Origin of the sequence: Pantoea sp. NPDC088449 (assembly GCF_044753225.1) — a bacterium.
GTDB lineage: Bacteria > Pseudomonadota > Gammaproteobacteria > Enterobacterales > Enterobacteriaceae > Pantoea > Pantoea floridensis.
Genome location: NZ_JBIVMT010000003.1, coordinates 360,377 through 373,731 on the forward strand (window position 1 = coordinate 360,377; position 13,355 = coordinate 373,731).

Genomic DNA, 13,355 nt, shown 5'->3' on the forward strand with positions numbered 1-13,355 from the left:
ATAGTATTATTCATCAAACTTATCTCCCTCTCCGCGTAAACACCGACTGGCAGCCCTATGACCTGGCGAAATGATGTAACCGGCAGCGCAGCCTGGTGGCAGGCGCAACAATCCCAAGGCATTCCCCGTATTGAGTTAGCCGATGATGGCCACTGTCGGGTCACTTTCTTCTGGCGCGACCCGCAAGGTGACGAGACTCAATCCTCCATCCAGCGCGTGTGGATCAACATTACGGGTGTCACCGATCACCACCAGCGTCGCCCACCGCAATCGTTGATGCGTGTGGCAGGAACCAACGTGTGGTACTGGCAAACCGAGCTTCCCGCCAACTGGCGCGGTAGTTATTGTTTGATGCCCGATGAGCAGGCCACCGACTTCACGGGCGTGGCCGACATGCATGCGTTGCGCAGCTGGTGGCGCGATAAATTTCCCACGGCGCAGGCCGATCCACTCAACAACTTGCGTGGCTGGTCGGGCGGACGCGGCATGGACGTATCACCGCTGCATCTCCCGCAGGCACCGGATCAACAGGTGTGGCAGGCGCTGGATAACGGCACGGCGCCCACCCTAAAACTGCAGCAGCTGCAATGGGATAGCGCGCTATTAGGCAATAGCCGCCCCGTGTGGATTTACACCACCGGCGATGCGACCCCTGAGCAGCGTCCACTGGCGATCTTGCTTGATGGCCAGTTCTGGGCGCACAACATGCCGATTGCCGGGCCGCTACAGCAGCTCACCGATAACGGCGCGTTGCCGCCCGCGGTGTATCTGTTTATCGACATCATCGATCGCGATCACCGCAGCCGGGAGTTGCCGTGCAACCCGCAATTCTGGCAAGCCATCCAGCAAGAACTGTTGCCGCAGGTGGCACACTCAGTGCCTTATCGCCAACAGGCGGCAAGCACCATTGTGGCCGGACAAAGTTTTGGCGGCCTCGCGTCGGTATTCGCCGCGCTGCACTGGCCGGAAACCTTTGGCAATGCGCTCAGCCTTTCCGGCTCCTTCTGGTGGCCAGAGCGCGGCAACCCCCACGGCTGGTTGCTGCAAGAACTCGATCGCGGCCTTGCACCGCGCCAACCGCTGCGCTTCTGGCTGGAAGCAGGCAAGCGCGAAGGCTTAATTCTGCAAGCTAATCAACAGCTACAACAGCAACTTCACGCCGCCGGTTATCAGGTGAATTACCTGCCGGTGGAAGGCGGCCACGATGCGCTCTGCTGGCGCGGTGGCCTGCTAAGTGGCTTACAAGCCCTGTTGAACCAACCGGAGCATCCATGTCCGAATCTCTGATGAATAAATCTATGATTGACCACCAAACCTTGCCGTTAGTCGCGGCACAGCCCGGTATCTGGATTGCCGATCAGCTGTCACCGCACCACAACGCTTATGCAGTAGCGCACTTTGTTGAGCTGCGCGGTGACATTGATAGCGCCTTACTGGCCCAGTCAATTGTCGCGGGCATGCAGGAAGCCGATACGCTAAACATGGCATTTGGCGAAGTGGAAGGCGAAGCGTTGCAGTGGCTGCAGCCACAACAATTTAGTCCGCCGCAGATTATCGATCTGCGCGGCGAGGCCGATGCCGTCGCCACAGCACGCAGGCTGATGCGCGACGATATGAATGGCGATCTGCGCGTGTTAAGCGGCGCAAAACTGTGGCATCACACTCTTTTCCAACTTGGCGATCGCCACTGGTTCTGGTATCAGCGCTATCACCATTTGGTGGTGGATGGCTTCAGCTTCACCGCGCTGACCCGCCGCATCGCCAATCTTTACAGCGCAGCAGTGTGTCAGCAGCCTGCTGAGCCCACGCCGTTTATCCCGTTTAGTGAAGTGGTCGACGAGTATCAGCGTTACCGCGAATCCTCCTCCTTTGCGCGTGACGGCCAGTTCTGGCGTGAAAAAGGCGCGGCGCTGCCGTCACCGGCTTCGCTCTCACCGCTGCCGCTCGCCGGACAAACCGCCAGCACCGATCTACTGCGCCACAGCGTGACGCTGGAGCGCAGCACCTTTCAGACGCTGGTGCAGCAGCGCCCGCACTCCAGCGCCGCCGATCTGGCTTTTGCCCTCGTTGCGCTGTGGCTGGCACGTCTCAGCGGCCAAAACGACTTTGCCGCCGGCTTCATCTTTATGCGTCGTATCGGTTCTGCCGCCTTGTGTGCCACCGGGCCGGTGATCAACGTGTTGCCGATGGCGGTACATTACGATCCCACCCAGCCACTGAGCACCCTCGCCGCGCAGCTGGCGGGCGAAGTGAAAAAGATGCGTCGTCATCAGCGCTATGACGCCGAACAGGTGCAGCGCGATCTGGGTCGTCTCGGCGATGGCGATCCACTGTACGGTCCGGTGATCAACCTGAAGATGTTTGATTACCAGCTCGATTTCGCTGGCGTAGAAGGCATCACCCATCAGCTGGCATCCGGGCCGGTACGCGATCTGGAGATCGCCATCTATATCAGCGAGCAGGGTGAATTAACCCTTGAACTGCTGGCTAACGCCGAGCGCTACAGCGAGCAGACCTTGCAGCGCCATGCCAGCCGCTTCGCCCTGCTGCTGGATCAGCTGGCTAAGCAGCCGCAGCGACCGTGTGGTGAACTCGATCTACTCACCGCCGAAGAGCACGCGCAGATTGCCGCGATTAACCAAACCGCCCATCCGCTGCCGGCAGAAACGCTGGCCTCGCTGTTGGCGCAGCAGGCAGCACGCACGCCGGATGCCCCGGCGCTCGCCGATGCGCAGCATCAGCTGAGCTATCGCCAAATGCAGCAGCAGGTGTTTGCGCTGGCCGCGGATTTGACCGCCGCAGGCGTACAGCGTGGCGATATTGTCGCGGTAGCGCTGCCGCGCTCGGTGCAGCTGTCGCTGGCGTTGCAGGCGATTGTTGCGCTTGGCGCCGCGTATTTACCGCTCGATACCGGCTATCCGGACGAGCGCCTGCAGCTGATGCTGGAAGACGCCGCGCCGAAAACCCTGATCACCTGCGCGGCGCTCAGTGCGCGCTTTAGCACTATCGCCCAGGTAAACCAGCTGCATTTTGATGCGCTGTATCGCACGCCAACTGCGCCGCAACCGGCCAGCGCACCGACGCCGCAGGATGGCGCCTACATCATTTACACCTCGGGTTCTACCGGCCGTCCTAAAGGCGTGCTGGTGGGCCATGAAGCCATCGTCAATCGCCTGCTGTGGATGCAGGATCGCTATCCGCTGCAAGCAGATGATGTAGTTTTACAAAAAACCCCGAGCAGCTTTGACGTTTCCGTGTGGGAATTCTTCTGGCCGCTGCTGGTCGGCGCGCAGCTGGTGATGGCGCCGCCCGAGGCGCATCGCGATCCTGAAGCGCTGCAGCAACTGTTTGCCCGCTACAAAGTCACCACTACGCATTTCGTACCCTCGATGCTGGCGGCCTTTGTCGCGGCCCTTGATGATCAACAGGCAATTACCTGCTGCGCCAGCCTGCGCAACGTGTTCTGCAGCGGTGAGGCGCTGCCGACTGATTTATCACGCGAATGGGAAAAGCTGACGCGGGTGCCGCTGCACAATCTGTATGGTCCAACCGAAGCTGCGGTGGATGTCAGCTGGTATCCGGCGTTTGGTGATGCATTGGCCGCCGTCGAAGGGGCCAGCGTGCCGATTGGTTTCCCGGTGTGGAATACCGGCCTGCGCATTCTTGATGCCCGCATGCAACCGGTGCCGCCGGGCGTGGCGGGCGATCTCTATTTAACCGGCGTGCAGCTGGCGCACGGCTATTTGGGCCGTCCCGATCTCACCGCCAGCCGTTTTATTGCCGATCCCTTCAGCCCCGGTGAGCGCATGTACCTCACCGGCGACGTGGCGCGCTGGCTGGATAACGGCGCGGTGGAATATCTTGGCCGCAGCGACGATCAGCTGAAGATTCGCGGTCAACGTATCGAACTGAACGAAATTGATCATGTGATGAGCGCGCAGCCAGGCATTGAGCAAGCGGTAACGCATGCCGTGGTGCTGGGCGACGCGGCGGCGCAGGGTGATGCACGTCAGCTGGTGGGTTACGTGATTGCCGCGCAGCCGGTGGATGGCGAAGCACTGCGTCAGGCGCTGGCGCAGCGCTTGCCGGCGCATATGGTGCCCGTTGCCATTGTGCAGCTTGATGCCTTCCCGCTCAGCAGCAACGGTAAACTGGATCGCAAAGCGCTGCCGCTGCCTGAATCCGCCACGGCCCGCGCGGGACGTGCCCCACACGCGGGTCTGGAAACTACTCTGGCAGATGCCTTCTGCCAGCTGCTGGCACGCGATGCCATCAGCGCGCAGGATGATTTCTTCGCCCTTGGCGGTCATTCGCTGTTGGCAATGCGCTTAGCCGCCAGGCTGCGTCGCGAGCTGCAACTGCCGGTCTCGGTGGGGCAAATTATGGTGGCCTCGACGGTGGAGAAGCTGGCTACGCTGCTTAGCGATGCGCAATCCCATCAGCAGGCCGGTTTCGAAGCGGTGCTGCCGCTGCGTAAGAGTCACGGACCTACGCTGTTCTGTTTCCATCCTGCCTCCGGTTTTGCCTGGCAGTTCAGCATCCTGCAACGCTATCTCGACCCGCGCTGGTCGTTGATCGGCATCCAGTCGCCGGATATCGATAGCCCGCTGAACCAAAGCGCGCATTTGGACGACGTGTGCGACGCACATCTGCAAACCCTGCGCGAAGTACAGCCGCACGGGCCTTACTATTTCCTCGGCTATTCGCTCGGCGGTACGCTGGCGCAAGGCATTGCCGCACGGCTGGAAGCGGCGGGCGAAGAAGTGGCCTTCCTCGGCTTGCTGGATACCTGGCCGCCGGAAACCCAGAACTGGGATGAGAGGCGCGGCGAGAACGTGCTGGATCCGGCGGTATTGGAAGAGGTGAATCGCGAGCGCGAGCAGTTTATCGCTGCGCAGCGCCATCAGGCCGGTGAAGAGATGCGCGCGATGTTCGATACCATCGAAGCCAATTACGCCAGTTCAGTGCGCCTGCTGGCCACCGCGCGCAGTGCACGGTTTAACGGCCGCGCCACGCTGTTCCTCGCCGAACAAACCCAGCAGCCAGGGCAGGATGCGCGCCGCGCCTGGGCACCGTATGTGGGTGAGCTGGACGTATGGCCCATGGATTGTGCCCATGTCGAGATCATTTCACCGCAGATGTTTGAGCAGATCGGACCGCTGCTCAGGGATATATTGCAATAAGCGCAATAAATTGCGCCGCTACGGAATAATGCACACATTCGTAGCGGCGCGATTTATCGCGCAATCTTGATCATCCCCCGCGCCCCAGCGGCACAATCATCGGCGTATGCGCCACCGGATCGTCCACAATCACGCAGCGCAAACCATAAACCTGCTCGATCAACGCCGGCGTCACGATCTCCGCCGGTTTGCCCTCGGCGACAATCTTGCCATAACGCATGGCAATCAAGTGCGTGGCGTAACGACACGCGTGGTTGAGATCGTGCAGCACCACCACCAGCGTGCGGCCATGCTGCTGATTCAACTCCTGCATCAGCTCCAGCAACTCAATTTGATGCGTGATATCCAGCCAGGTGGTCGGCTCATCCAGCAGCAGCAGCGGCGTTTCCTGCGCCAGCACCATCGCAATCCACACGCGCTGGCGCTGACCGCCCGATAGCGTATCCACCGATTGCTGCGCCAGGTCGGCCACGCCGGTGGCCTGCATCGCCTGCTGCACCGCCGCTTCATCTTCCGCACGCCAGCGACCAAACAGCGCCTGATGCGGATAACGTCCGCGCGCCACCAACTCTGTTACGCTGATGCCCGCAGGTGCGTTCGAACTTTGCGGCAGCAGGCCAAGACGGCGCGCCACTTCTTTCGTGGGATAGCGCGCAATCGCTTCGCCATCCAGTAGCACTTCCCCTTTCAGCGGCGTATGCAGGCGGCTGAGCGTGCGCAGTAACGTCGATTTTCCACAGGCGTTGGGGCCGATAATCACCGTCAGTTCACCCTCGGGAATCGCCACCGACAAATTCTCTGCCACCACTTTTTTATCGTAGCCCAGCGTCAAACCTTCGCCGCGCAGACGTGAAGGGATATCGATCATTGGCGTCGCGCCTCCCGCACCAGTAAAGCAATCAGATAAAGTCCACCGAGGATGACGGTAATCACGCCAACCGGTAATTGATAAGGCAGAAACAGATGCTGTGCGGCATAGTCAGCGGCAAGTAGCAACAGTGCGCCACACAGCGCCGAGAGCAGCAATGCACCTTTAATGCCGCCGCCAAGACGACGCGCAATTTGCGGTGCCAGCAGCGCGACAAACGAAATCGGTCCCACCAGCGCCGTTGATGCTGCCGTTAACACCACGCCAATCAGCATCAGCCACATACGGCTGCGCTCCACCGGCACGCCGAGCGCACAGGCGGTATCGTCGCCCATCTCCAGCAGGCGCATGCGCCGCGCCAATAACGCCATCAGCAGTAACGCCAGCAGCAGCACCACAATCACCGGCGGCGTTTTCGCCCAGGTAATTCCGTTGAGCGATCCGGCGCTCCATAAGCCGGCACTCAGCGCCGACTCCAGCGACGCGCTGATAATCAGCCACGAGTTCAGCGCCATCAGCAGCGCGCGCACGCTGATGCCAACAATGATCAGGCGGAAGGTTTCCACGCCGTTGCGCCAGGCGAACAGATACACCAACGCCGCCGTGGCGATGCCGCCAATCAGCGCCGCGCCGGTCATCGCCGTGACGCTTTGATTGAACAGCACTAACGCCACCAGTACGCCGCTGTAAGCGCCGGTGTTAAAGCCGAGAATGTCCGGACTGCCGAGTGGATTGCGCAGCAGCGACTGGAAAATCGCCCCGCTAATCCCTAACGCAGCACCAATCAGCAACGCCATCAGCACGCGCGGCAAACGCCACTCCAGCACGATCAGCTTGACGTTGCCGGCCCCCTGCCCGAGCAGCAGCTGCCCGATTTGTTCGCCGCTAATCTGTAACGCGCCGCGCGTCATCGCCAGATACGCCAGCAGCCCGCAGCAAAGCAGCAGCCAAAGCGCGTGTAACCAGGCACGATACGTCATAGCCCACCCCGGCCCAGTTTGCGGCGTACCAGCACAATCAGCATCGGTGCACCAAGCATTGCCGTGACGATGGAAACCCGCAGCTCCCCCGCCACCAGCAGGCGGCCAAGAATATCGGCGGCGAGTAATAAAATCGGTGTAATCAGCGCGGTTGCAGGCAGCATCCAGCGGTGATCGTTGCCTACCAGCCAGCGGGCAAAGTGCGGCGTCATCAGGCCCACAAACGCAATTGGCCCCACCGCCGCCGTCGCTGCACCGCACAGCAGCGCAATCGCCAGCAGGCCAAGCAACTGCGTGCGCGCCACGCGCGTACCGAGCGCGGTGGCCATATCGCCGCCCATGCTCAGGCTGTTAAGCGCCTGCGACAGAAGAATCGCTACCACGCCGCCCACCAGCACCGCCGGAAACAGCGTGCGCAGCACGGTAAAATTGCGGATATCCAGCGAGCCGCTGTGCCAGAAGCGCAGGTGATCGTAGATGTCAGGATTGAGCAGCGACAGGCCGGATGTCAGCCCATCCAGCACCGCGCCAAGCGCGACGCCCGCCAGCGTAAGACGCACCGGATTGACGCGCCCGCCGCCAATCGCACCGGTCAATGCCACCAGCAACGAAGAGAGCAGTGCACCGGCAAAAGCGAAGCCGAGCCAATCTACCGGCGAATCTGCGCCGAACAGCGCTATGCCAATCACCACCGCGAAACCGGCTCCAGCATTGACGCCGAGAATACCGGGATCGGCCAGCGGGTTGCGCGTCAGGCTCTGCATTAAGGCACCGGCCAGCCCGAGCGCCACACCCGCCAGCAGACCAGCCAGGGTGCGCGGCAGGCGCGCGTCACGCACAATCACACACTCCGCGCTGTTACAGCTGGAGGTAAGCGAATGATAAACATCGGGAAGCGGTATCGATTTGGCCCCTAGCATCAAGCTAAGAGCGATGAGGAGCAAGAGCAGAATCCCTGAGCCTGCCAATGCACGGATCTGGCGCATAGCGTTCTAAACCTTCACTGTTCAACGTCGTCGCATGCGCGATGCAACTTGATAATGGTTATCGTTATTACTCGCGTTTAGCTATGTTACCATGACTCGCCTCGCGGACGATGAGGAAAATTGGTGCAAAAAGGCGAACCTATGAACAAATCTTCCCACTTTATCGATCTTTCACTGCTGAAAACCCATCCGGCTTTTCGCGCGGTATTTATTGCGCGCTTTATCTCGATTGTCGCGCTCGGCATGCTTGCCGTCGCGGTGCCGGTGCAGATCCAGCACATGACAAATTCACCGCTGCTGGTGGGATTGGCGGTGACACTGGCCGCTGCGGGCATGTTTATTGGTCTGCTGACCGGCGGCGTATTGGCAGATCGCCATGAGCGCAAAAAGCTGATTCTGCTGGCCCGATCCACCTGCGGCTTAGGCTTTATCGCGTTGGCGATCAACGCCGCGCTGCCGGAACCCTCGTTAATCGCCGTTTATCTGCTGGGCTTCTGGGATGGCTTCTTCGGGGCGATTGGCGTCACCGCGCTGTTGGCCGCCACGCCCGCGCTGGTGGGGCGTGAAAATATTATGCAGGCCGGAGCCATCACCATGTTAACGGTGCGCTTCGGCTCGATTTTGTCACCTGCGATTGCCGGTCTGGTGATTGCCCACGGCGGCGTAACCTGGAACTATGGCCTCGCCGCGTTCGGCACGCTGCTCACGGTGTTGACGCTGTTAAAATTACCGCACTTGCCGCCTCCGCCGCAGCCGCGTGAACATCCGCTGAAATCCCTGGCTGCTGGCGTGCAGTTTCTTTTTGCCAGCCCGATTGTCGGCATGGTGGCGCTGATTGGTGCGCTGGTGACCTTAGCCAGCGCAGTGCGCGTGCTCTATCCCGCACTCGCGCCCCATTGGTCAGTGAGTGCTGACCAGCTGGGTTTGCTTTACGCCGCGGTGCCGCTCGGTGCCGCGGTGGGCGCGTTGACCAGCGGCAAACTGAAACACGCCGCGCGTCCAGGGCAGTTAATACTCGGCAGCGCGATTGCGGCGTTTATCGCCCTTGGTTTGTTTAGCCTGATGCCGAACCTGCCGCTGGCGTTAGCGTGTCTGGTCGCCTTCGGTTACTTCAGCGCCATCAATAGTTTGGTGCAATACGCGATGATTCAAGCGCTCACGCCCGATCATTTGCTTGGTCGCATCAATGGGTTGTGGACCGCGCAGAACGTCACTGGCGATGCGATTGGTGCAGCGGTGATTGGCGCGATGGGTTCCTGGCTGCTGCCACCGCAGGCCGCTGCGGTGTTTGGCTTCGCCGCGGCGCTGCTGGGCATGGTGATGTGGTTAGTGATGGGGCGTTTACGTCGTTACCACCCGCCAGCGCCAGAGCTGGCGGAACAGGCATCATGATTTAACGAACAGTTTTTCCAGACGCGCGAGCAGATTGCTGGCGCTGTAGTAATCGAGACGGAACGAATCGACACCCAATTCGTACACCTGCTTGTTTTGCACCGCAGCATTCTGCGCCAGGAACGGATTGCTCAGCACCGACTGCGTGGTTTTATCGTCGGCGGCAAACAGCAGGAAGGTTTTACCCGTCAGGCCGCTGGCGAGGTTTTCGCCTGACAGCTGAATGATGTCTTTACGCTGTCCCATGCTGTGGCTCTGCTCCACGCTGGCCGGCGGTACCGCCAGGGTGAAACCGAGTTGTTCCAGCAGCTTGCCCTGCGCCGAGGCGGCGGTCCACAGGTTGACCGCGCGCCCACCGCCGTTCCACACCATGGCGGAAACCGGCTGCGGCGGCAGCGTGATGGCTTTCTTCAGCGCGGCTTCGCGATCGTTGAAGGCGTTAACACGCTGTGCCGCCTGAGCCTCGTGGCCGGTGGCCTGGCCTAATAGTGTGACCACATCCTGCCAGCTTTTGTCGTCGTAGTTGACCACTAACGTCGGTGCGATGGCAGAGAACTGATCGACGAGTTTGATGGCGGAGTCATTGCCGGTGGCGCTGACGATGATCAGGTCCGGCGCTTCGGCTGCTACCGCTTCGGCACTCGGTTCACCAATGTACAGACGTTTGAGCTGGTGCTGTTTGGCGACCTCGCTCCATTGGCGGAAGAAACCCTGCTCGTCGGCCAGACGGCTATTGGGTGCAGTCGCACCCGAGGCGATGACCGGCGCATCAATCGCCAGCAGCGAACCGGTCAGCGTGACGCTGGTGGAAACAATACGCTGTGGCGCTTTGTTTAAGGTGAGCGATCCGTTAGCCCCTTGAAGGGTGCGCGGCCAACCTTGTTCGGCATGCGCGACGCTGGTGAAAATCTGGAAAACACTCATTAGGGCTGCAATAGCCCAAAAACCGCATTTATTCATAAGTTTTAGCCCACTTTTTAGCATATTGCCCTGTTCAGCGTCAGCGCCTGATTACGTCAAAAGGTCGCTGAAATCCCGCGAATGGATTGACACTTTTGCCCAATCGACGTAGGTTACAGGCCCATAATAAAAATGATAATCATTCTTAATAATCTTATCATTTATAGGTGAAAATTATGGTGGAAACGACCACGTTTGAAAATGCCTGGCTGAAGGATTATTCCGCGCTTTGCCGTGGTTTTCTCTTTACCTCGCCGTGGCGCAGTTTGGCAACGCAAGGATGCTATACCACCATTAGCGCGCCGGTACATGATGCCGCGTCGCTGCAGGGTGATTTCCAACAACAGCTGCGTCAGCACTTTGCTGCCGCGAAAAAACAGGGCATCGCCAATCCGATTCTGGTCGGGGCGATCCCATTCGATGTCAGCCAGCCTTCGGCGTTGTTTATTCCCGAAGCCCATCAGACCTTCAATCGAGACGACCTGCAAAACGCACTGCCGCAAGGCATCAGCGATCTGCCAGAGGTGCGCCGTCGCACGCCGGTACCAGACCACGATGTCTTCCTCAATATGGTGGCAGATGCGGTAGCAGCCACGCAGCGCGGCGAGCTGGATAAAGTGGTGCTGTCGCGCCTGATGGATATCGTCACGGAGCAGCCGGTGGATACGGCAACGTTGATGCAGCGCGTGATTGCGCAGAATCCGAATAGCTACCATTTCCATCTGCCGCTGCCGCAAGGCGGTGCGCTGATCGGTGCCAGCCCGGAACTGATGCTGCGTAAACAAGGTCGCGATTTCAGTTCTTGTCCGCTCGCCGGATCTGCACGGCGCAATCATGGCGATGCGCAGCAGGATCGCGCGGCGGGTAACACGCTGATGAATTCCAGCAAAGATCGCCATGAACACAAACTGGTGACCGACGCGATGCGCGATACGCTGCAGCCGCGCAGCCGTTTGCTGTCAGTACCGAGCACGCCTTCGCTGATCACCACCGCTACGCTGTGGCATCTGGCGACGCAAATTGACGGCGAAGTCCAGAATGAGCAGGAAAATGCCCTGTCGCTGGCCTGCCTGCTGCATCCAACGCCAGCGCTGAGCGGCTTCCCGCATCAGCGCGCGCAGAAGCTCATCCAGCAGCTGGAACCCTTTGATCGCCAGCTGTTTGGCGGCATCGTCGGCTGGTGCGATAGCGAAGGCAATGGCGAATGGGTAGTGACTATCCGCTGCGGCACCGTGCACGGCACGCGTGTGCGGCTGTTTGCCGGCGCGGGCATCGTCGCCGACTCCCAACCTGAATCAGAATGGCGCGAAACCGGCGTGAAGCTGGATACCATGTTGCGCGCCTTTGGACTGCAATAAAGGAAAGAGCATGAGCATTCCCTATACTCGCTGGCCGGACGATCTGGCCGCGCGCTACCGCGAAAAAGGCTACTGGCTGGATGTACCGATGACCGATATTTTGGCGCGTCATCAGCACAACGATGCCATTGCGGTGATTGATGGCGATCGTCACATCAGCTATCGCGAAATGGATGTGCTAAGCAGCAATCTGGCCGCTGCGCTGCAGCGTCGCGGCCTGCAGAGTGGCGATACCGCGCTGGTGCAGCTCGGCAACGTGGCTGATTTTTATGTCACGGTATTCGCACTGTTTAAGCTCGGCGTGGCGTCAGTTTTCGCCCTATTCAGCCATCAGCGTACCGAACTCAGCGCCTATGCGGCGCAGATTGAGCCCAAGCTGCTGATTGCCGATCGCACCCATGCGCTGTTTGCTGACGACACCTTTATCAGCGCACTGTGCGACGCGCAGCCTTCGCTGCAGCAGGTGATTTTACGCAATGACAATCAGCCGGAAAACACGCTGGAAGCGCTGATGGCGGAAGCGGCGGGTAATTTCGTCGCCACGCCAACTGCCGCCGATGAAGTGGCATTTTTCCAACTCTCAGGCGGCAGCACCGGCACGCCAAAGCTGATTCCGCGCACCCACAACGATTACTACTACAGCATTCGCGCCAGTGATGAGATCTGTGAGGTAACCGCCGATACGCGCTATCTCATCGCCCTGCCCGCCCCGCATAACTTCGCCATGAGTTCACCCGGTTCACTCGGCGTATTTTACGCGGGTGGACAGGTGATATTGGCCGCCGATCCCAGCGCGACGCTGTGTTTCCCGCTGATTGAAAAGCATCAGGTTACGGATACTGGTTTGGTGCCACCGGCGGTGAGTTTGTGGCTACAGGCGATTCAGGAATGGGGCAGCAACAAGCAGCTGGCCTCGCTGAAGCGCATTCAGGTGGGCGGCGCCAAATTGGGTGAAACCCTGGCCGCACGCATTCAGAACGAAATGGGCTGTCAGCTGCAGCAGGTGTTCGGTATGGCCGAAGGTTTGGTGAACTACACCCGCTTTGGCGACGATGAGAACACCATTCTCACCACGCAAGGCCGCCCAATCTCTGAGGACGACGAAGTGTGGGTTGCAGATGAGCACGGCAATGCGCTGCCAACTGGCACCATTGGTCGCCTGATGACGCGCGGTCCTTACACCTTTCGCGGCTACTACAAGAGCCCAGAGCATAACGCCGCCAGCTTCGACGCCCATGGGTTTTACTGCTCTGGCGATCTGATTGAGATTAACGCGCAGGGTTACATCACTGTACAAGGACGTGAAAAAGATCAGATTAACCGCGGTGGCGAGAAGATCGCAGCGGAGGAGATCGAAAATCTGCTGCAGCGCCATCCAGACGTGATCCACGCCGCGCTGGTGTCGATGAACGATGAATTGATGGGTGAAAAGAGCTGCGCCTTTATCGTCGCCAGCCAGCCGATTAAAGCGGTGGCGCTGCGCCGTCATCTGCGTGAGCTGGGCGTGGCCGAGTTCAAATTACCTGACCGTATTACCTGCGTAGATGCCCTGCCGCTGACGCCTGTTGGCAAGGTAGATAAAAAACGTTTACGCCAACAGCTTGCCGATCAACAAGCGCAAGCCTGAC

Annotated in this window: 9 protein-coding genes; 5 read left to right on the forward strand and 4 right to left on the reverse strand. The window is 59.9% G+C overall.

Going from position 1 to position 13,355, the window contains the following annotated elements; translation table 11 throughout:
* The first annotated feature begins 57 nt into the window (after window positions 1-57).
* Together fes and ACIP6T_RS16170 are read left to right on the forward strand one after the other, a co-directional pair.
* Window positions 58-1,287: an enterochelin esterase gene (gene fes, locus ACIP6T_RS16165; protein ID WP_400458103.1), complete on the forward strand. Its 1,230-nt coding sequence runs from the start codon at window positions 58-60 to the stop codon at window positions 1,285-1,287.
* The gene (locus ACIP6T_RS16170; protein WP_400458104.1) at window positions 1,272-5,183 is read left to right on the forward strand and encodes an enterobactin synthase subunit F; all 3,912 of its coding nucleotides are present in this window, start codon (window positions 1,272-1,274) and stop codon (window positions 5,181-5,183) included. Before fes ends, ACIP6T_RS16170 begins: the two co-directional genes overlap by 16 nt.
* A 70-nt stretch (window positions 5,184-5,253) precedes the next feature.
* On the opposite strand, the gene ACIP6T_RS16175 is transcribed toward ACIP6T_RS16170, so the two are convergent.
* Genes ACIP6T_RS16175 through fepD form a run of 3 tightly spaced genes read right to left on the reverse strand, consistent with a single transcriptional unit; the run spans window position 5,254 to window position 8,017 of the window.
* Window positions 5,254-6,051 (reverse strand): ATP-binding cassette domain-containing protein, encoded by a 798-nt coding sequence (locus ACIP6T_RS16175; RefSeq protein ID WP_400458105.1) that lies wholly within the window; start codon window positions 6,049-6,051, stop codon window positions 5,254-5,256.
* Entirely contained in the window at window positions 6,048-7,031 is a 984-nt protein-coding gene (fepG, locus tag ACIP6T_RS16180) for an iron-enterobactin ABC transporter permease (RefSeq protein WP_400458106.1), read from the reverse strand. The genes ACIP6T_RS16175 and fepG overlap by 4 nt, the downstream gene beginning before the upstream one ends.
* Window positions 7,028-8,017 carry a Fe(3+)-siderophore ABC transporter permease gene (gene fepD, locus ACIP6T_RS16185; RefSeq protein ID WP_097095097.1) on the reverse strand — a complete coding sequence of 330 codons (990 nt, stop codon included), beginning with the start codon at window positions 8,015-8,017 and terminating at the stop codon, window positions 7,028-7,030. The genes fepG and fepD overlap by 4 nt, the downstream gene beginning before the upstream one ends.
* A gap of 141 nt (window positions 8,018-8,158) precedes the next feature.
* Here fepD and entS point away from each other — a divergent pair, with 141 nt between their 5' ends.
* Entirely contained in the window at window positions 8,159-9,409 is a 1,251-nt protein-coding gene (gene entS / locus ACIP6T_RS16190) for an enterobactin transporter EntS (RefSeq protein ID WP_400458107.1), read from the forward strand.
* On the opposite strand, the gene fepB is transcribed toward entS, so the two are convergent.
* On the reverse strand, window positions 9,404-10,369 hold the full coding sequence (fepB, locus tag ACIP6T_RS16195; RefSeq protein ID WP_400458108.1) for a Fe2+-enterobactin ABC transporter substrate-binding protein: 966 nt from the start codon (window positions 10,367-10,369) through the stop codon (window positions 9,404-9,406). The two genes, entS and fepB, sit on opposite strands and share 6 nt — an antisense overlap.
* Before the next feature lie 176 nt (window positions 10,370-10,545).
* Here fepB and ACIP6T_RS16200 point away from each other — a divergent pair, with 176 nt between their 5' ends.
* Both ACIP6T_RS16200 and ACIP6T_RS16205 read left to right on the forward strand, forming a co-directional pair.
* Window positions 10,546-11,727: an isochorismate synthase gene (locus ACIP6T_RS16200; RefSeq protein WP_400458109.1), complete on the forward strand. Its 1,182-nt coding sequence runs from the start codon at window positions 10,546-10,548 to the stop codon at window positions 11,725-11,727.
* Between the two features lie 10 nt (window positions 11,728-11,737).
* Entirely contained in the window at window positions 11,738-13,354 is a 1,617-nt protein-coding gene (locus ACIP6T_RS16205; protein WP_400458110.1) for a (2,3-dihydroxybenzoyl)adenylate synthase, read from the forward strand.
* The last annotated feature ends 1 nt before the right edge of the window (window position 13,355 follow it).

Excerpts from the sequence above, each read along its gene's own strand:
- entS (WP_400458107.1), top strand. The coding sequence starts at position 8,159 with ATGAACAAATCTTCCCACTTTATCGATCTTTCACTGCTGAAAACCCAT.
- ACIP6T_RS16205 (WP_400458110.1), top strand. The coding sequence starts at position 11,738 with ATGAGCATTCCCTATACTCGCTGGCCGGACGATCTGGCCGCGCGCTAC.
- ACIP6T_RS16170 (WP_400458104.1), top strand. The coding sequence starts at position 1,272 with ATGTCCGAATCTCTGATGAATAAATCTATGATTGACCACCAAACCTTG.
- ACIP6T_RS16200 (WP_400458109.1), top strand. The coding sequence starts at position 10,546 with ATGGTGGAAACGACCACGTTTGAAAATGCCTGGCTGAAGGATTATTCC.
- fes (WP_400458103.1), top strand. The coding sequence starts at position 58 with ATGACCTGGCGAAATGATGTAACCGGCAGCGCAGCCTGGTGGCAGGCG.
- ACIP6T_RS16175 (WP_400458105.1), bottom strand. The coding sequence starts at position 6,051 with ATGATCGATATCCCTTCACGTCTGCGCGGCGAAGGTTTGACGCTGGGC.
- fepB (WP_400458108.1), bottom strand. The coding sequence starts at position 10,369 with ATGAATAAATGCGGTTTTTGGGCTATTGCAGCCCTAATGAGTGTTTTC.
- fepG (WP_400458106.1), bottom strand. The coding sequence starts at position 7,031 with ATGACGTATCGTGCCTGGTTACACGCGCTTTGGCTGCTGCTTTGCTGC.
- fepD (WP_097095097.1), bottom strand. The coding sequence starts at position 8,017 with ATGCGCCAGATCCGTGCATTGGCAGGCTCAGGGATTCTGCTCTTGCTC.